The organism is Achromobacter sp. HZ34 (assembly GCF_002209485.1).
GTDB lineage: Bacteria > Pseudomonadota > Gammaproteobacteria > Burkholderiales > Burkholderiaceae_B > Bordetella_C.
On sequence record NZ_NJIX01000003.1, the window covers coordinates 321,129 to 345,244 of the forward strand.

The window sequence follows — 24,116 nt, forward strand, 5'->3', positions numbered from 1 at the left end:
GGGATCGACCGCGGATCACCGCATTGGGTCCCCTGCGTCACCGGCGCGCGATCCACAGCGTCCAGCGGTCCTGTTCCTCGACCGGCTCGGCGCGGCCCGTGCGTTCACCGATGTGGGCGATCAGCGCCCGCAATTCCTCGTCGCTGAGTTCATGCAGGATCGAGCGGCCAGTGCGGCTGGCCAGGTCCTGCGCCAGATCGTCGAAGTGGGCGTAGACCCTGCGGGTTTCCCACAGCGTCGCGCTCTCCACCGACTGGAAGCCCGCCTTGTGCAAGGCAGCGCGGACCTTGGCATCGGTGGGGCGGCGACCGGCTTCCACCGCTGACAGGCGCGGAAAACAATCGAAAAAATAGCCGCGGATATGCGTCGGCGAACCGGGGATGCCCACGTCTTCCGGCGTGCGATCCTGGATCAACAGCGTGCCGCCGGGTGCCAGCAGGCGCCAGGCCTCCGCGCAGGATTCTTCATAGTCCTTCAGGTGATGGATGAGGGCGCGCTCGAAGACGATGTCGGCCGCGCCAGCCGCAAGCCCGGTGGCCTGGGCCGTACCGGTCTGGAAAGAGAGCCTGGAACGCGCACCCGCCTTTTCGCGGGCGGCGGCGACCATCTGCTCGGAGAAATCGATGCCGGTGACGCTTTGCGCGCCCAGGTCGGCCCACGCCTGGGAATAGATGCCGCCGCCGCAGCCTACATCCACCACCCGCTTGCCGCGCGGATCCACGGCGGCCGTCACCGCGCGCGCCCAGCTTTCGTTGGCCGTGCGCGTGGCATAGGTGTATTTGTTTTCCTGCGAGTGGAAGTCGATGCTCATGGCTCGGGCCTGCGGGGGTGTCGATGGAATCGCCATCTTAGGACTGCCCTGTCCATATGTAAAATATATGAGACATATCACAAGCAGACTCAGGAAATATCCTAAATGGAGATGCGCCACCTGCGTTATTTCATCGCGGTCGCGGAAGAAGAACATATGACGCGGGCGGCGCAGCGCCTGGGCATCCAGCAGCCGCCGCTGAGCCAGCAGATCCGCGACCTGGAGCGGGAACTGGGCGTGCAGTTGTTCGACCGCACCCCGCGCAGCGTGCGCCTGAACACGGCAGGCCGCGTGTTCCTGGAAGACGCGCGGGCCTTGGTCGCCGGCGCCGAGCGGGCCGCCTTGCGGGTGCAGCAGGCCACGCGCGGGCAGGTTGGCCGCATCGCCGTCGGCTACACCAGTTCAGCGTCGCTGCATCCGCGGGTGCCGCAGCTGATACGCGCTTTTCATGCGAGCCACCCCATGATCGCCCTGGATTCCCAGGAGAACACCACGCGCGACCTGCTCGAAGCGGTGGCGGGCGAAGCGCTCGATGCGGTCTTCGTGCGGGCGTCCGCCCGGCGTTATCCCACCTTGTCGTCCCTGGTGCTGGACCAGGAACCGATGGTGGTGGCCGTGCCCATCGAGCATCGCCTGGCTGGCAAACGCGGCGCGCTGGCCCTGGCGGATCTGGCGGCCGAACCCTTCATCCTGTACCGCAGGGAAGACGGTCCCGGCGTACAGGACGAACTGCTGGCCGCGTGCGCCAAGGCGGGTTTCACGCCACGTGTCGTGGCGGACGTACCGCGTCTGCTATCGGCGGTCACTTTGGTGGCGTCGGGACGCGGCATTACCTTGTTGCCGCGCACGTTGCAGGTGTTGCATCAGGAAAGCGTCGTGTATCGCCCCTTGCATAAGGCGTCGGCATTCACGATTCCGCTGACGCTGGTCTATCGAGCGCCGCCGGCGGATGCGCCGCTGGCGCGTTTCGTCGATGCTGCGCGGCAGACGCTGCCGGCGCCCAGGGAGCAAGGGCGGCGGGCAGGTGGCTCGCCACGCGCGCGCGGTCGGCTGGATTAGAATGGCGGGTTCTCCAGGGCTGTCCGCTGCCGCCAGCGCCGCAGCCTGTGTCGATGCCGTCATCGTTGACGCCATCCTCGCCACCGGGACCCGCTCCCTTGGGGCGAAGTTCGATCAGCTTTAATCGTAAGGAAGTACGCACATGGCCGCGGCCGAATCCAGTAAAGACATCCTGGCGCGCGCCGCGCAGGCTTTTCAAGGCGGCGACTACAGCTCGGCTGTCGACCTTCTCACTCCCGCGGCAACGGCGCATCCCGATGACGGCGAACTGGCCGCGGCCCTGGCTTACGCGCTCGGCCGCGCCGGATCGCTGACGCTGGCGGCGGACCAGTTTGAACGCGCGCTGGCGCTGCGCCCCAGGGACGCCGGCCTGCTGCGCGACGCCGGCGCGGTGCATGCGCGCAACGGCCAGCTGGAAACGGCGCTGGAGCGCTTTCGCGATGCCTACCGCCTGTCCAATAACGACATCTCGCTGCTGGGCAGCATCGTCGACGTACTGCTGCGCCTGGAACGCGGCAACGAGGCATTGACGGTGGTGGACAGCACGCTGGCCTTGGCGCCGCGCGCGCCTGGGCTGCATTACATGCATGGCGTGGTGCTGGGCGCATTAGGACGCCAGCAGGAAGAGCGCCAGGCCTACGAAAGCGCGATCAGGCTGGATTCCCGGTTTCTGGACGCGCATATCAATCTGGGCGTGCTGGCGCGCGACCAGCATCGCTTCGACGACGCCCTGCGCCACTTCAAGCATGCGCTGGCCATCGATCCCGAGCATGCCGGCGCACGCACCAACCGGGCCCAGACCAATCTGTTGCTGGGCCAGTTCACGCATGGCTGGCGTGACTACGAATGGCGTTGGCGCGACGGCGGCCAGGCCATGCCCTACGCCGGCGCGGCCTGGCTGGGCGAGAGCAAGCTGGCCGGCAAGACCTTGCTGGTGCATGCCGAACAGGGCCTGGGCGATACGATCCAGTTCAGCCGCTACGTCACGGCGTTGATCCCCTTGGCGGGGAGCGTGGTCCTGCGCGTGCAGGCGTCGTTGGCGCCGCTGCTGCGGGCCAACCTGGCGGGCGTCACCGTCGTTGGCGACGATGTGCCGACGCCGGCCTTCGACCGCCATGTGCCGCTGCTCAGTTTGCCGCTCGCACTATCGAAACAGCGTGTCGAACCTTGGCCGCCGGGCCAGCCGTGGCACGCCGACGAAGCCTTGCGGCAGGAATGGGCGGCATTGCTGCCGGCGCGCAGCGCGGCTGCCCGTCGACGCATCGGCCTGGCGTGGTCGGGCAATCCACAGCATCCTGACGATCGCAACCGTTCGATTGCCTTCGCCGAACTGGCGCCCTTGCTGGATACCCCGTGCGACTTCGTGTGCGTGCAGAAGGACATCCGTCCCGCCGACCTGGCCGCCATCGAGCAATGGCGCGCCGTGCCCGGCCATGACAACCTTCATGTCCCCAACGACGCCCTGCGCGATTTTTCGGAAAGCGCCGCGTTGCTGGCCAACCTGGATGGCGTCATCACCGTCGACACCGCCAGCGCGCACCTGGCTGGCGCCCTGGGTATCCCTACGGACCTGCTGCTGCCCGCCATGCCTGACTGGCGCTGGCAACTCGATCGCAACGACACGCCGTGGTATCCGTCGCTCACCCTGCACCGCAAACGCGCTGGTGCAGGCTGGGCCGAGGTCATCGAAGCGTTGCGTGCGTCGCTGTGTAAAGGCGGTTGAGCGTTTATGCGGATTGGCTCGCACCCGCCGCCAGCGCCGCCTCCAGCAGTTCGGCGGTGACTTCGTTCACACCCGTGCCGCGTTCAACCGCCAGCGCGCGCAATTGATCGGCCAGGGTCTGCGGCAGCTTGACGGGAAAGGACACCAGGCCTTGGGCCTGGTCCAGGCGCCGGCGGTCGCGCCGGTCCGGCACCTGCGCCGCGGCCGTGCCGAAGCGCTGCGGCGTGCCGGCGTTCTTCAATTGGCCCTGCAGCTTCAGGGCCTTGTTCTTTTCCAGATCGGTTTTCTTCATGGCGATACGTCGTAGAGAGAAGGGCCGGACCATACAGCCCGGCTGAGAGTGCTCGGACAATCCGGCTTTGGGAGTCCCGACGTCGGCATTGCGATACACCCGCGAGCATACAACGAACGGCCGGCCGCTCCGATGCAGTGCGCTAAGTGTCGCTCTCATCGGCCAGGTATTGCGCCAGGCGCTCGCGCAATAGCTTGGCCAGTTCCGGCAGGCGTTGCGCGACGCGGAACATGGGGCCGGCGACCAGCAAGGCATAACGGCGTTCGCCGAAGGCGAAGGGCATGGCGACGCCGCCCAGGTCCTGGGTGTATTCGGCATTGCCCGCGAACCATCCGCGTTCGACCGACGCGGCGATTTCGGCTTCCACTTGCGCCGCGGACACGCGCGTCGTGTCGGTGTATTTCTCGTACACCGCTTTCTCCAGGATGGCGGCGCGGTCGCTGGCCGCCATCTGCGACAGCAGCGCGCGGCCCGTCGCCGTCACGTGCAACGGCACCCGCTTGCCCACCGGCGCCGCGTAACGCACGGCGCTGGGCGACTCCACCGTCTCGATGAACAGCGCATGCACGCCGCTGGCCGCCGCCAGCACCGCGGTCTCGCCCGTTTCCCGCACCAGTTGATCCAGCAGGGCGCGCATGCCGTGCGGGATGGGCTGGCCGCGTTCGATCTGCGTGATCAGTTCCGCCCAGACGGGCGCCGGGTAATAGCCCGCACGCGCACGCGGCTCGTACAGGAAACCCCGATTGGTCAACGTCAACAGCAGATTGAAGGTGCTGGAACGGGGCCAGCCGAAATGCCGCGCGATCTCCGCCAGGCTGGCCGGCCGCTGCCGCCCCGCGAAATATTCCAGCAGGTCCAGGACATTACCGACTTGTTTGATACTCACCGCGGTCCTCCCAGACCTGATCTCTACGAAAAAAAGTCGCGATCTCGCGCGCCAGGCGCTCCCACCGCGGCCGCAGGTGGCGCCCCACCGCGCGAGCCGACGTCCCGATAATCGTCGCTCAAAAGAACTTCGGGAGACGATACCCCGCTTCCAAGGGTAAATCCCAGGCGTTCATTTTCACCGATTTCGTTCCTGCCTGTGTATGATTTGTTCACGCCAATGAACAAATCGGCCATAAAAATGAGATCGGAGACAGCTTCACAAGCCGCCACGGGCCCGCTGGCGGGCGTCAAGGTCATCGACATGACGTCCGTGCTGATGGGCCCGTTCGCCTCGCAGGCCATCGCCGACATGGGGGCGGACGTCATCAAGGTCGAAGCCCCCAAGGGTGACCTGGTACGCCAGATCGGCCCGGCGCGCCACGACGCCATGGGACCGGTCTACCTGAACGCCAACCGCAACAAGCGCAGCATCGCGCTGGACCTGAAGCAGCCCGGCGGACTTGCCGCGCTCAAGCACCTGCTGGCCGATGCCGACGTCCTCATGTACAACGTGCGGCCGCAGGCCATGGCCCGCCTGGGCCTGTCCTACGAAGCGGTGGCGGACATCAATCCGCGCATCGTCTATGCCGGCCTGTTCGGCTTCGGCCAGGACGGCCCCTACGCGGCGCGGCCGGCCTACGACGACCTGATCCAGGGCGCCACCACGCTGCCGCACCTGATCGCCAAGGCGTCCGGCGGCATCCCCCGCTATGTGCCTACCGCCATGGCCGACCGCATCGTGGGACTGACCGGCGTCAACGCCATCCTGGCCAGCCTGCTGGCACGCCAGCGCACCGGCCGTGGCGACCGCGTCGACATTCCCATGTTCGAGACCATGGCCGCCTTCGTGCTGGGCGACCACCTGGGCGGGCTCACCTACGAGCCGCCGCTGGACGGTGGCGGCTATGCGCGCCAGCTGTCGCCCGAACGGCGTCCCTACCAGACCAGCGACGGCTACATCTGCGCGCTGGTCTATACCGACAAGCAATGGCGCGATTTCCTCGGCGCCGTCGGACGCGCCGCCCTCATGGACGAGGATCCCCGCTTCGCCAGTTACGGTGGCCGCTCGCGCAACATCGATTTCGTCTACGGCGAACTGGCGCGCATCTTCCTGGAGAAGAGCACCGCTAAATGGATGGCCCTGCTGGAAGCGGCGGATGTGCCCTTCATGCCGATGCACGACCTGCTCAGCATCCTCGACGATCCGCAACTGAAGGCCACGGGCTTCTTCATCGATGCGGAACATCCCAGCGAAGGCCGCATCCGCAGCATGCGCGTGCCGGTGCGCTGGCAGAACAATCCCGTGACGACCTTGCGTCGCCATGCGCCCCGCCTGGGTGAGCACACGCGCGAAATCCTGGCGCAACTAGGCTACACGCCCGCTGAAGTCGACGCCATGCTGGCCGCGGGCCACGCGGCGGCGGCGCCCGATCTGCATCCCCCGGAGACCCCATGATACGTTCGCTGTTCTTCGCCCCCGCCAACCGCCCCGAACTGGCCGTGAAGTTTCCCCGCTTCCATGCCGACTGCTGCGTGATCGACCTGGAAGACGGCACGCCCGACGCGGAGAAGGCCAAGGCCCGCGCGGCCTTGCGCGACACCGTCGCGCAGGTACGCGCCGCGGGATTGCAGTCGCGCCTGGCCGTACGCGTGAACGTACCGGACTCGCCGCACTACCTGCTGGACCTGCAGGCCGCCTTCGAATGCGATATCGACGCCATCGTGATCCCCAAGCTGGAGACACCGGCGCAAGCTTTCCCCGTGCAACATGGCATCGCGCACGCGCAAGGGTCGCGTCCAATCGGAGTGATAGGCGGCATAGAGTCCGTGCGCGGGGTGCTCAATGCCCAGCGCATCTGCGAAGAAACGCCCAGTCTGCTGGCCGTGTATTTCGGCGCGGAAGACTATGCGGCCGACATCGGCGGCCGCCGTACCCCAGGCGGTGCCGAAGTCGCCACCGCCCGTGGCTGGGTGATCATGGCGGCGCATGTGGGCCGCATCCCGGCCATCGACCAGGCCGTGCTCGATATCCGCAACGACGCGCTCTACACCGCTGACGCCAACGCGGGCCGCGATCTGGGCTACCAGGGCAAGATCTGTGTCGCGCCGGCCCAGGTGGCACTGGCCAACGCCGCCTTCTCGCCCACGCCCGCGGAAATCGAATACGCCCGCCGCCTGGTGGCCGCCTACGAGGCCGCCCTCGCGCGCGGCATCGGCACCATCGACTTCGAAGGCCGCATGGTGGACGGGCCTCTGCTGAAACATTCGCAGGCCATCCTGGCCGCGGCGCAACGATCATGAAAGGGCCCATGTCCCTGGACGCGCTGGACCTGGCGCAATACATCCGCCCCGGCGACGGCATCATCTTCGGCCAGGGCATGGGCGAGCCGCTGGGCCTGACCGCCAGGCTGGTCGAGCAGCGGGCCAGCTATAGCGGCGCCCAGCTTTTCCTGGGCACGGGCTTCTCGCGCACGTTCAGTCCGGACCACGTCGACCATCTGCGCTTCAAAGGCATAGGCGGCATTGGCACCCTGCGCAAACTGGCCAGTGCAGGCGCGCTCGATCCCGTGCCCTGCCACATCTCCGCCGTGGCCGGCCTGCTGGCCGGCGGGCAGATTCCAAGCGACGTGCTGCTGCTGTCGGTCAGTCCACCGAACGCGCGCGGCGAATACAGCTTCGGCCTGGTGAACGATTATCTGCAGGCCGCATTGGCGCGCGCGCGGGTGGTCATCGCGGAAATCAATCCGGCCGTGCCCTGGTCCCATTGCGACCGTCTCCTGCGCGCGGAGGACTTCACCGTGGCGGTGAACAGCGACGTCGCGCCGCTGGAGCTGCCCACCGCGCCATTCGGCGAGCTGGAATTGCGCATCGCCCGGCACCTGGCACCGTACATCCCGGAACGCGCGACCTTGCAACTGGGCATAGGCGCCGTGCCGGAAGCCATCCTGGCGTCGCTGGCGGAGCGCCGCGGCCTGGGCATCCACTCCGGCATGATAGGCGACTCGGTCATCGACCTGATCGAAAGCGGCGCCATCGACAACGCCCACAAAGGCATCGACGCCGGCGTCACCATCACCGGCGTGCTGTTCGGCACGCAAAGACTGTATCGCTACGCCCACGAGAACCCCGCCATCCGGCTGTGCCAGACGGGCTACACCCATCATCTTTCCACGCTGTCCAGGGTGCGCAACCTGGTCTCGATCAATAGCGCGCTGGAGGTCGACCTGACCGGCCAGGTCAATGCCGAGGCCATCGGCGCGCAACACATCGGCGCGGTGGGCGGCCAGGTGGATTTCGTGCGGGCGGCGGTGCAGACCGGCGGCGTCTCCATCATCGCGTTGACGGCCACCGGCCGCAACGGCGAAAGCAAGATCACCGCGCAGTTGGCCGGCCCTGTGACCACGGCCCGCAGCGATGTCGACCTCATCGCCACCGAATACGGCGTGGCGCAGCTGCGCGGACGCAGCCTGCGGGAACGCGTCAAGGCCCTCACCGCCATCGCGGCCCCTGAACATCGCGACGCGCTGCTGCAGGCGGCGCGCGCCACCTGGAGCGATTTGTGAACGAAGACACCACGCAACGCAGCGACAACCCCGGTGGCGATCCCAGTGGCAATTTCAGTGGCAATTTCAGTGGCAACGCCACGATCCGCCTCACCGATGAAATCGCCTTCGACATCGTCGACGGCTGCATCGCCGTCATCACGATAGACCGGCCCGCCCAGCGCAACGCCATCAACCGCGGCGTCATCGATGGCTTGAAGCAGGCCTGGCAGCGCCTGGAACAAGACCCGGCGCTACGTGTCGGCATCCTTACCGGCACGGGCGACAAGGCCTTCTGCGCCGGCATGGACCTGAAGGAAGCCGCGGCCATGCGGCTGCAGGTCCCGCCCCGCGACATGTTCCCCGTATTGGGCGACAGCGTGCGCAGCTCCAAGCCAACGATAGCCGCGGTCAATGGCGTGGCGTTGGCCGGCGGCTGGCTGTTCGCGCAGATGTGCGACCTGTGCGTGGCGTCCGAACACGCCACCTTCGGCATCACCGAAGCCAAGGTTGGCCGCGGCATGCCATGGGCCGCGCCGCTCATCCACATGCTGCCCCAGCGCATCGCCATGGAAGTGCTGTTGACCGGCAAGCCCATCAGCGCCCAGCGCGCGCACGCGCTGGGCTATGTCAATGAAGTGGTGCCGCACGCCCAGTTGCTGGACAGCGCGGTCGCGCTGGCGCGCGGCATCGCCGCCAACGCGCCGCTGACGGTCAAGGCCGCGCGTGAACTGGTCTACCTGTCCACCGAAATGGGCCGCAGCGACGCGCTGGATGCCGCGCATGCGCTGTTCGAGCCGGTCTACCTGAGCGAGGACGCGCAGGAAGGACCGCGGGCCTTTGCCGAAAAACGCGCACCGCAATGGAAAGGACGCTGACATGAATTTCGAACCTAGTGAGGAACACCTTTCCATCCGCGCGGCGGTCGACGACCTCTGCACGCGTTTTCCTGAAAGCTACTGGCTGGAACGCGACGCCGACGGCGCCTTCCCGGAAGACTTCTACCGCGCCATGGGTGAGGCCGGCTGGCTGGGCACCGCCATTGCGGAAGCCTATGGCGGCGCCGGCCTGGGCGTGCAGGAAGCGTCCATCGTGATGCAGGCCGTGGCCGAATCGGGCGCCTGCCTGAGCGGCTGCTCGTCCATCCACATCAATATCTTCGGCCTGATGCCGGTGGCGGTCTACGGCACCGAAGAACAGAAGCAGCGCATGTTGCCGCCTATCGCGCAAGGCAGGATCAAGACCTGCTTCGGCGTCACCGAACCCAATACCGGCCTGAACACCACGCAGCTCAAGACCCGTGCCGTGCGGCAAGGCGACAAGTATGTGGTGCATGGCCAGAAAGTGTGGATCTCCACCGCCCAGGTGGCCGACAAGATCCTGCTGCTGGCGCGCACCACGCCGCTGGAAGAACTCGGTCCCGGCAAGCACTCGCAGGGCTTGACGCTGTTCTACACCGATCTCGACCGCAGCCGCGTCGACGTCAAGCTGATCGAAAAGATGGGGCGCAAATGCGTCGACTCCAACGAGCTGTTCATCGACGGCCTGGAGATTCCCATCGAAGACCGCATCGGTGAGGAAGGCAAGGGCTTCAAGTACATCCTGCACGGCATGAACCCCGAACGCGTGCTGCTGGCCGCGGAGGCCATCGGCGTGGGACGTGCCGCGCTGAACAAGGCCGCCGGCTATGCGCGCGAACGCGTGGTGTTCGGCCGGCCGATCGGACAGAACCAGAGCATTCAACATCCGCTCGCGCAGAATTGGGTGGAGCTGGAAGCGGCCCAGTTGCTCATGCAGCAGGCGGCCTGGCTCTACGACAATGGCCGCGAATGCGGCGCCCAGGCCAATGCGGCCAAGTACTTCGCGGCGGAGGCCGGGTTTCGCGCATGCGAACGAGCCATTCTTACGCATGGCGGCATGGGCTACGCCAAGGAATTCCACGTCGAACGGTATCTGCGGGAAATCATGATTCCCCGCATTGCCCCGGTCAGCCAGGAACTCATCCTCAGCCACATTGCAGAACGCGTGCTGGGAATGCCGAAGTCGTACTGAAACAAACAAAAAAACATATCGGAGACAACCATGTTCCACCGCGCTTCCAAGTCCAGGCGTAGTTCCCCGCAAGATGCGGGACCTCATTGCAGGCGGCGCCTGTTGGCGGGCTTCCTGCTGGGCTCCGGCCTCGCCACGCTGGCCGCATTGGCCACGTTCACGCCTGCGCCGGCCCATGCCGCCGACACCTGGCCCGGCAAACCCATACGCCTGATCCTGCCGGCGGCACCGGGCGGCAGTTCCGACCCGCTGGCGCGTATGGTGGCGGAGCAGTTGGGCGACAGCCTGAAGCAATCCGTCATCGTCGAGAACCGGCCGGGCGCCAACGGCAACGTCGGCTCGGCAACCGTGGTGCGGTCCGCCGCCGACGGCTACACCTTGCTTTTCAGCTGGACCGGCACGCTGGTGCCCGCCAACACGCTGTATCACAACAAGGCCTACGATCCGCAGAAGGACCTGGTGCCCATTGTGCTGATCGCGTCGGTGCCCAATATCATCGTGGTGCAGCCGTCCCTGAAGATCAATTCGCTCGACGAGCTGACGGCCTACGCGAAGAAGAATCCGGACAGGCTGAATTTCGGCTCGACCGGCAGCGGCAGTTCGTATCACCTGTCCGGCGAGCTGTACAAGAAAACCGCCGGGGTCTCGATGATGCACGTGCCCTACAACTCGCCCGGCGCGGTATTCACCGACCTGGTCGGGGACCGGCTGCAACTGGCCTTTCCCGGCGTCACGGCCGCCGCGCCGCTGGTCAAGGATGGCAAGTTGAAGGCGCTGGCCGTCATGGCGCCCAAGCGCTCCGACATGCTGCCCGACGTACCGACCACCGCGGAAGCGGGTTATCCCACGCTGCTGTCCGACACCTGGTTCGGTTTGCTGGCGCCCAAGGGCACGCCGCCGGAAATCGTCAACCGGGTCAATGGCGCGATCAACGATGCACTGAAGACGCCGGCGTTCCGCAACAAGCTGGCGACCTTGGGCTTCGTGCCGTTGGGGGGCACGCAGGCGCAGTTCGTCAAGACGATAGATGACGACATCACCAAGTGGGGGGAAGTCGTCAGGTTTTCCGGCGCGAAGATCGATTGAGTCCGCTGCCGGAACGGGAATGCCTGGCATGGCATGGACGGCCGGCCGCGTGACGCGGCCGGCAACGCTTTCGAGACGTCCTTGCAAAGGCGACGCAAGAGCGCCTCCTTATTTCCCCCGATAACCCAATCGCTCCGACAGCCGCCGCGCCGTCGCCCGCAAGGTCTGTGGCACTTCGCCGTCCCAATCGGGTGCCAGGCGTTCGGCCTCGCAGGTGGTGGACAGCGCCAGCACCATATCCCCCTGCGCATCGAAGACCGGCACGCTGAAGGCATTCACCGTCACCTTATGGCGCGGTGACGGCGCGCAGCCCACGGCCCGTGCCATGCCATGTTCGCGCGCCTCGGCCAGGCGCAGGGCAAACTGCCCCTCGTCCGGATGCCCTTCCGCGGCACGCAGCCCCAGTTCGTGCCGCACGGCATCCTCGACCACGCCGGGCCGCATGAAGGCAGCGAAGGCCAGCCCGGTGGCGGATTGCGTCAGGCTGACCACGACGCCGGTCTGCAGATAAGGACTGACCGGCTGCGACGACGGCTCCCAGCGCACGATGGTGGCACCCTGGTTGCCCCACACCGCCAGCCCCAATGTGCGCTGGCCGATACGTTCGCAGGTTTCGGCCAGGGCGGCGCCGGCCATGCGCACGGCCTCCAGCGCGGCGATGCCGCTATTGGTTGCCGACCCGGCCGATCCGTTTGCCGACCCGTTCGCCGCGCCGCGCGCCTCGCCCAGGTCATGCGCGAAGGTGACCATGTAGCGGCCCTCGCCGAAGGCCAGCGGGCGGTGGGCGCTGCGGTGTATGCGTTCGACCTGGCCGATGTAGACCACGTGGTCGCCGCCCGGATAGGCGGCCACCTTGCGGCATTCCAGATGCGCGGCGCTGTCGTCGATGACCGGCACGCCGCCCAGGCCCGTGCGTACCGCGATGCCCAGGAATTTGTCGTCGCCCGATTTGGCGAACTGGTTGGACACGTGTACCTGGTGGTCCGCCAGGATGTTGACCACGAAGCGCTCGCAGTCGCGGAAGGCGGGGTAGCTGCTGGAGGTCAGGGCCTGGCTCCAAAGGATCAGCGGCGGATCGAGCGAGACCGAGCTGAAGGAGTTGGCGGTGACGCCATATGGCTTGCCGGCGTCGTCCACGGTGGTGATCACCGTGACGCCCGTGGTGAATGCGCCCAGGGTGCGCCGAAATTCCCGATGGTCGAAGGCGTCCATGACGCGTTCCAACTCTGAAGTCTGCCGTTTATTGTCCATGGCCTGCATGGCCGTTCTCCTCATGATCCGACGGGGATCAGACTGCGCACAGTCTAGGAGTCGCCGGGGCGGCGGGACAATTTGCGGAAATGAATGCACCTATAGCGAACGGGAATAAAAGCACCGTGGCGCTGGCGGTCACACGATGCTTTCCAGCGTCGCCTTGAAATGCTTGCGCAGGTAAGCCTGGAAATTCGTCGCGGCGGCGTTGAGTTCGGCCTTGCTGGCCACCAGGCTGCCATAACGCCGCGACGCATCCAGATCGGAGATGCTCAAGGTGACCCGCGACCGGCGGCCATTGTTCTGCGCCATGCTGCGCGGCAACAGCGTGATGCCGTTGCCGGCGTCTATCATCCCCAGCAGCGTCGGCAACGTGGCAATGGTCGCCGGACTGAAGGGCGCGCCGCGCACCGCATATTCATCCTTGAGCCGCTTGAACAAGGACTTGTAGCGGTCCAGCATCATCAGCGGATAAGGCAGGATCATGTCCATGGTCACCGCCTCCTGGTCCGCCAGCGCGTGGCGCGCGGGCACCACCAGCAGCATGGGCTCCTCCGCCAGCGTCTGGAAACGCAGGCCGCGCGGCGTGCCGTCCAGGGCCGCCACCGCCAGGTCGGCCCGCCCTTCGGCAACTTCCCGCAGCACCTGATCGTAAGGCAGGTCGTGCAGCACGATGCGCACATCCGGATAGCGTTCCGTATAAGCATGGATCAGCGACGGCATCACCGTGGCGGACAACATCGGCGTCACCGCCACCGTCACCGTATTGCGCTCGGAATCCGACGCTACCTGGAAATGCCGCAGCGCTTCGCGCAAGCCCGCCACCGCCTGTTCCGCTGCATCGCGCAAACGCTCTCCATCCGGCGTTGCCTCAACACGGCGCGTGGTGCGCACCAGCAACTTCACACGCAGCTTGTCTTCCAGGCGCTTGACCCGGTTGGTCACCGCCGGCTGCGACAGATGCAGTTTGCGCGCTGCAACACTGAAACTGCCCTCGCGCACCACCCAGAGAAAGGTCTCCAGCTCAGCGAGTTCAAGACGGCACAGTGAGGGCGGATCCAAAGATTTATTCATGTTCGTTATGAATGTATCACTGCGCGGAAATTGTGCTCGACCCGATGCGACCCAATACTGCCTATCAAATTTCAGGCATTCCACCCGCACTCATAACGAGCAACGACATGACCAAGCCGCAACGACAAATGACCCTGGTTGCATTCATGCAAGCCCAGAACTGCACGAACTATGTGGGTTCCTGGCGACATCCGTCAAGCATGACCGATTACCTGTCGCCGGAATACTACCAACGTGTCGCCCGCACCCTGGAAGAGGGCAAGTTCGACATGGCATTCTTCGACGATCGCCTGGCCATGCCGGACATCTACGGCGCCAGCCATCGCGACACCGTCAAGCACGGCGTGCGCGCCGTCAAGCTGGAACCGACGTCGGTGCTGATGGCCATGGCCATGGCCACCTCGCGCCTGGGACTGGGCGCCACCTACTCGACCACGTACTACGAACCCTTCCACGTCGCTCGCCTGTTCGCCAGCCTGGACCTGATGACCAAGGGCCGCGTCGCGTGGAACGTCGTCACTTCCATGAACGACTCGGAAGCCGCCAACTTCGGCCATTCGGAACACCTGGAGCACGACTTGCGCTACGACCGCGCGGACGAGTTCATGGAAGTGGTGATGGGCCATTGGGACACCTGGAAGGAAGGCGCCATCGTCGCCGACAAGGAAAACAACTACTTCGCCGATCCCGACATGGTGACGCGCCTGGATCACAAGGGCCGCTTCTTCAACTCGCGCGGTCCGCTGACCGTGCCGCGTTCGCAGCAAGGCCATCCCGTCATCCTGCAGGCCGGCCAAAGCGGCCGCGGCCTGGCCTTCGCCGCGCGCTGGGCCGAAGTGGTCTTCGCGAAGTACCCCACGCTGGCCAATGGCGTGAAGCAATACCAGGCCTTGAAGGACGGCGTAAGCAATGCGGGGCGCGATCCGAACGGTTGCAAGATCGCCGCCGAGGTGAAGATCATCGTCGCCGAAACCGAGAGCCTGGCGCGCGAGCAGCGCGACCTGGTGGCCGGCCTGTCGCGCCCCATCGATGGGCTGACCATGATAGGCGAGACGTCCAACATAGACTTCTCCGGCCGTCCCTACGAACAGCCCTTCACCGACGAGGAACTGGCGGCGATGTCGTGGCAAAGCCTGCGCGACAAGGTGGTGCAGGTCAGCGGCAAGCGCAATCCCTCGGTCAAGGATTTCGTCGAGGCCTCCGGCCGCGGCACGCTGAACGACGGCCCCGTGTTCTGCGGCACCGGCAAGCAGGTCGCCGACCAGATGGAAGAATGGTTCAAGACCGCCTGCGACGGCTTCGTGCTGTCCGGCACCTCGGTGCCCGGCACCTATGAAGACATCGTGCGCCTGGTCGTGCCGGAATTGCAGAAGCGCGGCCTGTTCCGCAAGGAATACGGCGACACCACCCTGCGCGGCAACCTGGGCGTGCCCAAGCCGGCCGCCGGCGACTGGCGCGGCCGCGCCTGAGGAGACAGCATGACTCGCAAAAGCGTGCGCATGATGTCGGCCAGCGGCATCCTCGGCTACGGGTTTCCGGAAGCGTCCCTGCAGGCCGCGCTGGCCCTGAAGCCGGACATGATAGGCGTGGACGGCGGCAGCAGCGATCCCGGGCCGCACTACCTGGGATCGGGCAAGACGCTGAACTCGCATCTGGCCATGAAGCGCGACCTGGGGCTGCTGCTGCGCGGTGCCATCGCCAACGGCATTCCGATGATGGTGGGTACCTGCGGCGGCGCCGGCGGCACGCCGCACCTGGCGGCCTGCGCCGACATCATCCGGGAAGTGGCCGCCGAACATGGCCTGCATTTCAAGATGGCCCTGATCGAAGCCGAACAGGAACAGGGCTTCCTGCTGGAACAGCTGGAGGCCGGCCGCATCAAACCGCTGAACAACGCGCCCGAGTTGCGCGCGGCCGATCTCAAGGAAGCCGTGCGCGTGGTCGGCATGATGGGGCCCGAACCCTACCTCGCCGCGCTGCAGGCCGGCGCCCAGGTGATACTGGGCGGGCGCGGTACCGACCCGGCGCCGTGGGCCGCCCTGGCCATGCACCACGGCCTGCCCCCCGCTCCCGCCTGGTATGCCGGCAAGATCCTGGAATGCGCCTGCAACGCGGCCATCCCCAAGAAGCACGACTGCCTGATGGTGACGGTGGGCGAGGACTACGTCGAAACCGAACCGCTCAACCCCGAACTGCGCTGCACGCCCTTGTCGGTGGCCGTGCAGGCGCTGCACGAAAACGCCAGCCCCATCATCCGTTACGAGCCGGGCGGCGTGGTCGATTCCAGCGACTGCCGCATCAAGGCGCTGACCGATCGCCGCGTGCGCATCACCGGCATGCGCTGGTCCGAACGGCCCTACTCCATCAAGCTGGAGGGTGCGCGCCTGGCCGGCTACAGCGCCATCGCCATCGCCGCCACGCGCGACCCCGGGCTGATCGGACAGATCGACACCTTCATGGACTTCGTGCGCGAGTCGACCGCCACCAAGGTCAAGGCCCTGGGCATCGCCACCGAGGATTACCAGCTGGTGCTGCGCCTGTACGGCCGCGACGGCGTCATGGGCGCCTGGGAACCGCATCCGGACGACGCGCCCACGGAAGTGGCCATCATCGCCGAGGTGGTGGCCCGCACGCAGGACATCGCCAACGCCGCCCTGTCGCTGGCACGCGTCACCCTGCTGCACTCCGACTTCCCGGGCCGCATGTGCCGTGAAGGGAATATGGCTTTCCCCTTCTCCCCGTCGGACATCGAACGCGGAGCCATCTACGAATTCATGCTGCAGCACGTCATTGAAATCGACGATCCCCTGCGCATGTTCCCCATCCGCTACGAGGACGTCTAGGAGACACCATGGTCAAGCTCAAGCACATCGCCAAAGCGTGCAAAAGCAAGAATGCCGGGCCTTTCCACATCACCCTGGACATCATGTTCGACAAGCCGGCCCTGTTCGAACAGGTGCGCGAGACCGGCGTCATCAACGCCGCGCTGATCGCCCAGCTGTATGGCGTGGCCGAGGCGGACATCCTGTTCACCGAATACGCGCCGGCGCTGGCCTGGAAGGCGACGCTGCCGCGCCGCATCGCGTCGGGCGCTGTCGGCGACACCGACGTCTATGGCGCACAGCAGCATGCGCCGCTGCTGGATATCGAGATCCCGCTGGACATCGCGGCATAGAGACCGGAGCGCGCGCGGCGCTCCACACCGGGCCGGCACGGATAACGCCGGCGCCTGAAGCCTGAAACGTCAGTAGCACGAACGAATAAAAAACAGCGAATAAAACCAAGGAGACAACATGAAATCGATCTGCATGGCATTGATCCCCGCCGCCCTGTTCCTGGCCACGCCCGTGCACGCGGAGGAAACGCTGAAAATCGGCGCCGTCGTCACCCTGTCCGGCCCCGGTGCCGCCTGGGGCCAGGCATTGCTGTATGGCGCGGAACTGGCGGCTGACGATGTCAACGCCAAGGGCGGCCTGGAGGTGGCCGGCAAGCGCTACAAGGTCCAGCTGGTGCCCTATGACGACAAATACCAGTCGGGCGACGCCGTCACCGCCACCAACCGCCTGATGTCCGACGATGGGGTCAAGTACATCATCGGTCCCATGGGCTCGGCGCCCGCCCTGGCCGTGCAGCCCGTGACCGAACCCGGCAAGGTCATCATCATGACGCTGGGCTTCACCGCCAAGGCCCTGAGCCCGGAAAAGCCCTACTCCTTCCGCCCCAACCTGACCACCGAGGAAACCTCGTATCCGTCCATCGCCTGGCTGGTCAAGCACTACAACCTGAAAAAGGTCGGCGCCCTGTTCCCCAACGACGAGTCGGGCCAGCAGATCGCGCGCGACCTGGACAAGGCCTACACCAAGGCCGGCGCGTCGCTGTCTTCCAAGGAATTCTTCGAACGCCAACGCGTGGACATGGTGCCGCTGCTGACCCGCATGATGGCGGCCGGCATCGACGCCATCGACCTCAACGGCAACTCGCCCGCTACTGGGGGGATGATCGTCAAGCAGGCGCGCGAACTGGGCTTCAAGGGTCCGATCGTGCGCAACGGTGGCCCCGCCACCCCGGAAATCGTCGCCGTAGCCGGGAAGGCCGCCACCGAAGGGATGATGGTCAGCTCGCTGACCGACCCGGACAACAAGGCGGTGGCCGACTATGCCCAGCGCTACCAGAAGAAATACAACAAGAAGATGAACGGCTTCAGCCCGGCCTTCTACGACGGCACCCACATGCTGTTCAAGGCCATGCATGACGCCGGCACGGTGACCGACTCGGAGAAGGTGCGCAACGCCCTGGCAGCGATCAAGGACTATCCCGGCATCCAGGGCAAGCTGAACTGGGGCGGCAAGGAGAAGTACGGCATCGATCACCAGATCGAATCGCCCTTCTTCATCTCTGAAGTGAAGGACGGTGTCGAAGTGGTGCGCGCCCGCTGCAATGTCGAGCAGTGCGTCGATGTGAAGTGACCGCCATGACCACGTCCACTTTACTCGCACAGGCGCTCGTCAACGGCCTGATCATCGGCCTGCTGTATCTGCTGATGGCGGTGGGCTTCACCCTCGTCTTCGGCGTGATGCGCATCGTCAACTTCGCTCATGGCGAGTTCTACATGCTGGGCGCGTTCGCCGCCTACATCCTGGTCTCGCACTATGAGTTGCCCTTCATCGCGGCGGTGGCGCTGGCGTTCCTGTTCGCCGTTGCCGTGGGATGGGTGGTGGAGGAAGTGGTGCTCAAGCCCTTCCGCCACGACGAACTGAACGGCATGATCGCCACCATCGGGCTGGCGATGATCCTGCAGGCCGGCGCCCTGATCCTGTACGGCCCGGACTCGCAGTTCATGCCGGCCGTGGCCGACGGCGCCATCACGCTGGGCGCCGTCGTGGTGCCGATGTCCAGGCTGTACGTGGTCGGTTTTTCCCTGGCGGTACTGCTGGCCCTGTATCTGTTCCTGGGCCATACCCGCACCGGCCGCGCCCTGCGCGCGGTGGTGCAGGACACCGAGATCGCCGCCGCCCAGGGGATACGCACCCGCATCATGTATCCCCTGGGTTTCGGCATCGGCGTCGGCCTGGCGGCCATCGCCGGCGCGCTGATGGCGCCGCTGTTTTCGGTATCGCCCTTCATCGGCGCCACGCCGCTGCTCAAGGCCTTCGTGGTGGTCATTCTTGGCGGGCTGGGCAGCATTCCCGGGGCGGCACTGGCCAGCCTGCTGCTGGGCCTCGCGGAAAGCGTGACCAGCACGTTCATGAGCAACAGCATCGCTGAAATCCTGATTTTCGTACTCGTCATGGCCATGCTCATCGTCCGCCCGACCGGACTGTTCGGCCGTTCGGAGGCCTGACATGCAAGACGGCAAAGTTCTGCTGGCGACCGCGGCGCCCGCCGCGCCGCCCACCTCACGGCGCAAGCCCTGGTCCCTGTTGGGCACCCTGGTCCTGCTGGCCCTGGCGATCCTGCCGCTGGCCATCGGCAAGGACTTCACCCTGCACATGGCCATCCAGATCTGCATCAACATAGTGTTGGTCAGCGGCCTGTCCCTGCTGGCGCGCGCGGGCCAGGTATCCCTGTGCCATGGCGCCTTCGCCGGCATCGGCGCCTATGTATCGGTGCTGGTCGTCCTGGGCCTGGGTCAGCCTTTCCTGCTGGGCGCCATCGCGGCAATGGTGGTGGCGGGCGTGTTCGCCTTTCTGCTGGGCACCGTCATGTTGCGGCTGACGGGCGTGTACTTCGTGCTGCTCACCTTCGCCTTCGGCGAGTTCGTGCGCCTGGTCCTGCTGGAGGGCGACAGCGTCACCGGCGGTGCCAACGGCATCACGGGCGTGCCGCCCGCCGCGGTGCTGGGCCACGTGCTGGACTACAAGACCGGCTTCTACGTGTTGGCGCTGGCGTGCGCGGCCGGGGTCATCTGGCTGCTGCATACCCTCTATCGCTCGCCGGCGGGCCACGCCATCGACGCGGTGGGAGAAAACCCGCAACTGGCCGAAGCCACCGGCATCAGCGTGCGCGGCACGCAGCGCTACGCCTTCACCCTGGGCAGCGCGCTGGCGGGGCTGGGCGGGGCGCTGACGGCACATTACCTGCGCTACGTGTCGCCCGAAGGCTTCAGCATGCACCTGTCGCTGGCCCTGATCATCATGATGGTGGTGGGCGGCCGCCGCTATCTGTTGGGACCGGTCATTGGCGCGCTGATCATGACGCCGCTGCCGGAACTGTTCCGCGGCGCGGTAGAGACGCAGAATATCTTCTACGGCGCGGCGCTGATCCTGATGCTGCGGTTCCTGCCGCAGGGCCTGGCCAGTCTGTTCCGTTCGCGCACCGCGCAAAAAAAAGAAAAACCACAGGGAGGCAAAGCATGAGCGCGATGCTCGAAGTGCGCGAACTGAGCCGCAATTTCGGCGGCCTGAAGGCCGTCTCCGAACTGACCTTCGATGTCGGCCGTGACGAAGTGGTCGGCCTGATCGGACCCAACGGCGCCGGCAAGAGCACGGCATTCAACCTGATCAGCGGCACGCTGCGGCCCAGCGCCGGCCAGGTCCACCTGCACGGGCGCGACATCACCGGCCTGGCGCCCAGCCGCGTGGTGCGCCACGGCCTGGCGCGTACCTTCCAGTCGACGGCCGTCTATCCCACGGCCACCGTCGCCGAGAACATCCAGCGGGGCGCGCTGTCGACCTTGCCGGGCTCGATCTGGACCCAGATCCTGCCCACCGGCACGCGCCGCCAGGCCCTGGCAGCGGCGGCCAACGAAGTCGAGGAAGTCCTGGAGTTGACCGGCCTGGGCCCGTATCGCGACGTCGTTGCCGGCGGCCTGTCGTATGGCCACCAGAAGAAGCTGGGCGTGGCCGTGGGTATCGCCACGCGGCCCGACCTGCTGCTCATGGACGAACCCGCCGCCGGACTCAACGGTGAAGAGTGCGCCGAATTCGGCCGCCTGCTCAAGCAGCTGCAACGGGAACGCAAACTGTCCATCCTGCTGGTCGAGCACCACATGGCCTTGGTGATGGACCTGTGCCAGCGCATCGTGGTGCTGGTGCATGGGCGCAAGATCGCCGACGACACCCCCGCCAACATCCGCGCCAATCCCGCCGTGATCGAAGCCTACCTGGGAGCCCCCGATTATGCCCATGCTTGAAGCCCGCCAGCTTGCGGTGCGCTATGGACCGCTGGAGGCCGTCCATGGCATTTCCTTCGACGTCAACCAGGGCGAGATCGTGGCGCTGGTCGGTTCCAACGGCGCCGGCAAGTCGTCCACGCTGAAAGCCTTGATGGGCCTGAAGCTGCCCGCCGGCGGCACGCTCACCTTGAATGACGAGCCCATCGCCCAATTGCCGGCGGCGGCGCGCGTGCAACGCGGCATCGCCCTGTCGCCCGAAGGGCGGCGCCTGTTCCCGCGCATGACCGTGCTGGAGAACCTGCAGGTCGGCGCGCACGCCGTGCGCAACGCCAGCACGCGCCAGCGGGCCATGGACCACGTCTATACCCTGTTCCCGCGCGTGGCCGAGCGGCGCGGCCAGATGGCCGGCTCGCTGTCCGGCGGCGAGCAGCAGATGGTGGCCATCGGCCGCGCCTTGATGGCGCAGCCGCGCCTGCTGATGCTGGACGAGCCTTCGCTGGGCCTGGCACCCAAGGTGATCGCCGAAATCGCCGACGCCATCCAGATACTGAATCGGGAAACCGGCTTGTCCATCATCCTGGTTGAACAGAACGCCCGCCTGGCCCTGCGCCTTTCGCATCGCGCCTATGTACTGGAACAGGGTGCCATCATGCAGACCGGGACGGGGGAACAGCTGCTGGCCGATGATTTCGTGCGCAAGTCCTATCTGGGAGCGTGAGACGTAGTGCGCCAGCGCGCGCTGGCGGCGACCACTGCGCCGAATGCTTCCGGTGCGCCCCGCATTGAAAAGACCAAAAAACAGGAGACAACCTTGCAACGCAACGCCCCCGATCTGCCCGAGTACGAAGTCTATGCCCTGCGCTACGCCACCATGCAGCGGCGCGGCCCGGAGAACTTCATCCTGGGCGGCGACGAGCACGACGGCGTCGTCAACATGGACTTCTTCGTCTGGGTGATCCGCAATGGCGACCAGGTGATACTGGTCGACACCGGCTTCGGCGAACGCGGTTCCCGCGCACGCGGCCGGCCCCTCGAATGCTGTCCCATCGATGCCTTGCGCCAGCTGGACATTGCCCCCGACCAGATCCGCGACGTCATCCTGACCCACCTGCATTGGGACCACGCCGGCAACCTGGACAAGCTGCCCAATGCCACCTTCCACCTGCAGGACGCCGAAGCCGCCTTCGCCACGGGCCGCTGCATGTGCGAACCCATGCTGCGCCGCGCTTTCGCCGTCGAGGACGTGTGCGACTTCGTGCGCCGCGTCTACGATGACCGGGTGGTGTTCCATGAGGGCGACGACACCTTCGCCCCCGGCATCGAGCTGCTGCTGATCGGCGGCCATACCCGAGGGCTGCAGGCCGTGCGCGTCCACACGGCGCGCGGCTGGGTGATCCTGGCGTCCGACGCCGCCCACTACTACGACAACGTGACGCGCCGCCTGCCCTTCCCCGTGGTGGTGGACGTGGCGGCCATGCTTGCGGGTCACACCCGATTGATGAAGCTGGCCGACAGCCCCGATCATTTCGTGCCGGGGCATGACCCGCAGGTGCTGGAGCGCTATCCCCGCGTACCGGGCACCCAGGCAGCGATCGCTGTCTTGCACGAGGCGCCCAAGACCGCGGCTTTCGAGGCTTCAGCTTGCGAGACTCCAGCTTGCAAGACGGCTTGAGGCCGCGGCGTCCGCCCGGCCGCCCTTCTTCGTTTCAGCTGTTTTCGTACGCCCGTTTCATTGCCCTTTTTGCTGCTCTCCAACGCATTCCGAGATCGCCATGCACAGTGCTTCCCAACTGCCCGTCCCGTCCTCCAACCTGGCCCTCGGCCTGGCCCGCTTCGCCCATGCGTTGCGTCCCGCCGACCTGCCGGAAGACGTGCGGACCAAATCCCTGCTCCATATCATCGACGCCATCGGCCTGGCCTACGCGTCGCGCCACTTTCCCTTCGCGGCGCCCGGCCTGGCCGGCTTCCGCGCCGCCGGCGCGCCCGGCACCGCCACGGTGATCGGCGGCGCCGAACGCCTGCAGCCACGCGACGCCGCGCTGTCCAATGGCTACCTGATCCACGGCCTGGACTTCGACGACACCCACCCGGGCAGCATCGTCCACCCCACCGTCGCCTGCCTGCCCGCCGCCCTGGCCATGGCTGAAGTCGTCGATGCGTCCTGGGGCGACCTGCTGGCCGCCTATGCGGCCGGCATGGAGACGTGCATCCGCCTGGGCCGTGCCGTCAAGGGCGGCTTCCATCACGCCGGCTTCCATGCCACCGGCCTGGTATCGCACTTCAGCGCGGCCGTCATCGCCGGCAAGCTGCTGGGCCTGAACGCAGACCAGATCGTCGCGGTCCAAGGCGTGGCCGCCAGCACGGCCGCCGGGGTGCAGGTCTTCCTGGAGAACGGCGCCTGGACCAAGCGCATGCACCCCGGTTGGGGCGCGCTGGCCGGCATCACCGCGGCGCAGATGGTGCAGGCCGGCTTCCACGGGCCCGATCGCCCGTATGAAGGAAAATTCGGCTTCTTCGACACCCACATGCAGGACCGTGCGGGCACCGTCGACACGGAATCCATCATCCGCGACCTGGGCCACGAATGGACCTTGCTCGATACGTCGATCAAGCCTTACCCGGTCTGCCATTTCATCCATGGCTGCGCCGAGGCGGGCGTGAAGCTGCATGCCCAGATCGGCGATCCGTCCCGGATCCGCCGCGTCGTTTGCGAAGTGCCGGAAGCCACGCTGCCCATCGTGGCGGAACCCGCCGCCGCCAAGCGCGTGCCGCGGTCGGACTACGAAGCCAAGTTCAGCACGCAATTCGTGGTGGCGGCCTGCCTGCTGCGCGGCCAGTTCGCCTTGTCGGAACTCGATGACGCCAGCCTGGCGGATCCGGCCATCCTGGCGCTGGCCGCCAAGGTGGATTGCGTGAAGCAGCAAGACACCGAGTTCCCCAAGTATTTCTCGGGCGCGGTGACCGTGGAACTGGAAACGGGCAGCAAGCTGCATCAGCACGTCCCCATGAACCTGGGCAGCGGCGCCCGGGCCCTGGGGCTGGACGATATCGCCGCCAAGTTCCGCGCCAATGCCAGCCTGGTCCTGCCCAAGGATCGCACCCAGGCCGTGCTGGATACACTGCTGGCAGCCGGCCTGGACACGCCTGTGCGTACCGTGGCGCGCGCGTTGGGCGGATAGCAGCCA

At 66.4% G+C, this 24,116-nt stretch carries 23 protein-coding genes; 18 read left to right on the forward strand and 5 right to left on the reverse strand.

Annotated elements, in window-relative coordinates; all coding sequences use genetic code 11:
* Positions 1-37: 37 nt before the first annotated feature.
* Positions 38-811 carry a bifunctional 2-polyprenyl-6-hydroxyphenol methylase/3-demethylubiquinol 3-O-methyltransferase UbiG gene (locus CEY05_RS13610; protein ID WP_088598866.1) on the reverse strand — a complete coding sequence of 258 codons (774 nt, stop codon included), beginning with the start codon at positions 809-811 and terminating at the stop codon, positions 38-40.
* A gap of 105 nt (positions 812-916) precedes the next feature.
* Between CEY05_RS13610 and CEY05_RS13615 the strand changes: the two genes are divergently transcribed.
* On the forward strand, positions 917-1,870 hold the full coding sequence (locus tag CEY05_RS13615; RefSeq protein ID WP_088598867.1) for a LysR family transcriptional regulator: 954 nt from the start codon (positions 917-919) through the stop codon (positions 1,868-1,870).
* Positions 1,871-2,012: 142 nt separating this feature from the next.
* Positions 2,013-3,593: a tetratricopeptide repeat protein gene (locus CEY05_RS13620; protein ID WP_088598868.1), complete on the forward strand. Its 1,581-nt coding sequence runs from the start codon at positions 2,013-2,015 to the stop codon at positions 3,591-3,593.
* Positions 3,594-3,597: 4 nt separating this feature from the next.
* Here CEY05_RS13620 and CEY05_RS13625 read toward each other — a convergent pair whose 3' ends face one another.
* Positions 3,598-3,885: a hypothetical protein gene (locus tag CEY05_RS13625; protein WP_088598869.1), complete on the reverse strand. Its 288-nt coding sequence runs from the start codon at positions 3,883-3,885 to the stop codon at positions 3,598-3,600.
* Positions 3,886-4,027: 142 nt separating this feature from the next.
* Positions 4,028-4,771, reverse strand: a complete 744-nt coding sequence (locus CEY05_RS13630; RefSeq protein WP_088598870.1) for an IclR family transcriptional regulator — start codon at positions 4,769-4,771, stop codon at positions 4,028-4,030.
* Positions 4,772-5,011: 240 nt separating this feature from the next.
* Between CEY05_RS13630 and CEY05_RS13635 the strand changes: the two genes are divergently transcribed.
* From CEY05_RS13635 to CEY05_RS13660, 6 genes are read left to right on the forward strand one after another with little or no spacing between them, the layout of a single operon-like run.
* The gene (locus tag CEY05_RS13635; RefSeq protein WP_088599212.1) at positions 5,012-6,268 is read left to right on the forward strand and encodes a CaiB/BaiF CoA-transferase family protein; all 1,257 of its coding nucleotides are present in this window, start codon (positions 5,012-5,014) and stop codon (positions 6,266-6,268) included.
* Complete coding sequence (locus tag CEY05_RS13640; protein WP_088598871.1) at positions 6,265-7,113, forward strand: CoA ester lyase; 849 nt, start codon at positions 6,265-6,267, stop codon at positions 7,111-7,113. Before CEY05_RS13635 ends, CEY05_RS13640 begins: the two co-directional genes overlap by 4 nt.
* Before the next feature lie 8 nt (positions 7,114-7,121).
* Positions 7,122-8,375: an acetyl-CoA hydrolase/transferase family protein gene (locus tag CEY05_RS13645; RefSeq protein ID WP_088598872.1), complete on the forward strand. Its 1,254-nt coding sequence runs from the start codon at positions 7,122-7,124 to the stop codon at positions 8,373-8,375.
* A complete protein-coding gene (locus tag CEY05_RS13650; protein ID WP_233161513.1) occupies positions 8,372-9,232 on the forward strand; it encodes an enoyl-CoA hydratase/isomerase family protein in 861 nt (286 codons plus the stop codon). The genes CEY05_RS13645 and CEY05_RS13650 overlap by 4 nt, the downstream gene beginning before the upstream one ends.
* A 1-nt stretch (position 9,233) precedes the next feature.
* Positions 9,234-10,406, forward strand: a complete 1,173-nt coding sequence (locus tag CEY05_RS13655; RefSeq protein ID WP_088598873.1) for an acyl-CoA dehydrogenase family protein — start codon at positions 9,234-9,236, stop codon at positions 10,404-10,406.
* Positions 10,407-10,436: 30 nt separating this feature from the next.
* The gene (locus CEY05_RS13660) at positions 10,437-11,492 is read left to right on the forward strand and encodes a tripartite tricarboxylate transporter substrate binding protein (RefSeq protein ID WP_088598874.1); all 1,056 of its coding nucleotides are present in this window, start codon (positions 10,437-10,439) and stop codon (positions 11,490-11,492) included.
* Positions 11,493-11,600: 108 nt separating this feature from the next.
* On the opposite strand, the gene CEY05_RS13665 is transcribed toward CEY05_RS13660, so the two are convergent.
* Both CEY05_RS13665 and CEY05_RS13670 read right to left on the reverse strand, forming a co-directional pair.
* Positions 11,601-12,752 carry a flavin reductase gene (locus CEY05_RS13665; protein ID WP_233161514.1) on the reverse strand — a complete coding sequence of 384 codons (1,152 nt, stop codon included), beginning with the start codon at positions 12,750-12,752 and terminating at the stop codon, positions 11,601-11,603.
* Positions 12,753-12,881: 129 nt separating this feature from the next.
* Positions 12,882-13,817, reverse strand: coding sequence for a LysR family transcriptional regulator (locus tag CEY05_RS13670; protein WP_088598875.1), 936 nt, complete (start codon positions 13,815-13,817; stop codon positions 12,882-12,884).
* 107 nt (positions 13,818-13,924) lie between these two features.
* On the opposite strand from CEY05_RS13670, the gene CEY05_RS13675 reads away from it, so the two are divergent.
* The 10 genes from CEY05_RS13675 (at position 13,925) to CEY05_RS13720 (ending at position 24,110) form a co-directional block, all read left to right on the forward strand.
* On the forward strand, positions 13,925-15,286 hold the full coding sequence (locus tag CEY05_RS13675; protein WP_088598876.1) for an LLM class flavin-dependent oxidoreductase: 1,362 nt from the start codon (positions 13,925-13,927) through the stop codon (positions 15,284-15,286).
* 9 nt (positions 15,287-15,295) lie between these two features.
* A complete protein-coding gene (locus CEY05_RS13680) occupies positions 15,296-16,660 on the forward strand; it encodes an acyclic terpene utilization AtuA family protein (protein WP_233161515.1) in 1,365 nt (454 codons plus the stop codon).
* A gap of 8 nt (positions 16,661-16,668) precedes the next feature.
* The gene (locus CEY05_RS13685) at positions 16,669-16,992 is read left to right on the forward strand and encodes a DUF4387 domain-containing protein (RefSeq protein ID WP_088598877.1); all 324 of its coding nucleotides are present in this window, start codon (positions 16,669-16,671) and stop codon (positions 16,990-16,992) included.
* Between the two features lie 118 nt (positions 16,993-17,110).
* Positions 17,111-18,283 (forward strand): ABC transporter substrate-binding protein, encoded by a 1,173-nt coding sequence (locus tag CEY05_RS13690; protein WP_233161516.1) that lies wholly within the window; start codon positions 17,111-17,113, stop codon positions 18,281-18,283.
* 5 nt (positions 18,284-18,288) lie between these two features.
* Entirely contained in the window at positions 18,289-19,158 is an 870-nt protein-coding gene (locus CEY05_RS13695; RefSeq protein WP_088598878.1) for a branched-chain amino acid ABC transporter permease, read from the forward strand.
* A 1-nt stretch (position 19,159) separates the two neighbouring features.
* Complete coding sequence (locus tag CEY05_RS13700; RefSeq protein WP_088598879.1) at positions 19,160-20,173, forward strand: branched-chain amino acid ABC transporter permease; 1,014 nt, start codon at positions 19,160-19,162, stop codon at positions 20,171-20,173.
* Positions 20,170-20,949, forward strand: coding sequence for an ABC transporter ATP-binding protein (locus tag CEY05_RS13705; RefSeq protein ID WP_088598880.1), 780 nt, complete (start codon positions 20,170-20,172; stop codon positions 20,947-20,949). Before CEY05_RS13700 ends, CEY05_RS13705 begins: the two co-directional genes overlap by 4 nt.
* The gene (locus CEY05_RS13710; protein ID WP_088598881.1) at positions 20,936-21,649 is read left to right on the forward strand and encodes an ABC transporter ATP-binding protein; all 714 of its coding nucleotides are present in this window, start codon (positions 20,936-20,938) and stop codon (positions 21,647-21,649) included. Before CEY05_RS13705 ends, CEY05_RS13710 begins: the two co-directional genes overlap by 14 nt.
* A gap of 153 nt (positions 21,650-21,802) precedes the next feature.
* Complete coding sequence (locus CEY05_RS13715) at positions 21,803-22,603, forward strand: N-acyl homoserine lactonase family protein (protein WP_088599217.1); 801 nt, start codon at positions 21,803-21,805, stop codon at positions 22,601-22,603.
* 100 nt (positions 22,604-22,703) lie between these two features.
* Positions 22,704-24,110: an MmgE/PrpD family protein gene (locus CEY05_RS13720; protein WP_088598882.1), complete on the forward strand. Its 1,407-nt coding sequence runs from the start codon at positions 22,704-22,706 to the stop codon at positions 24,108-24,110.
* Positions 24,111-24,116: the final 6 nt, after the last annotated feature.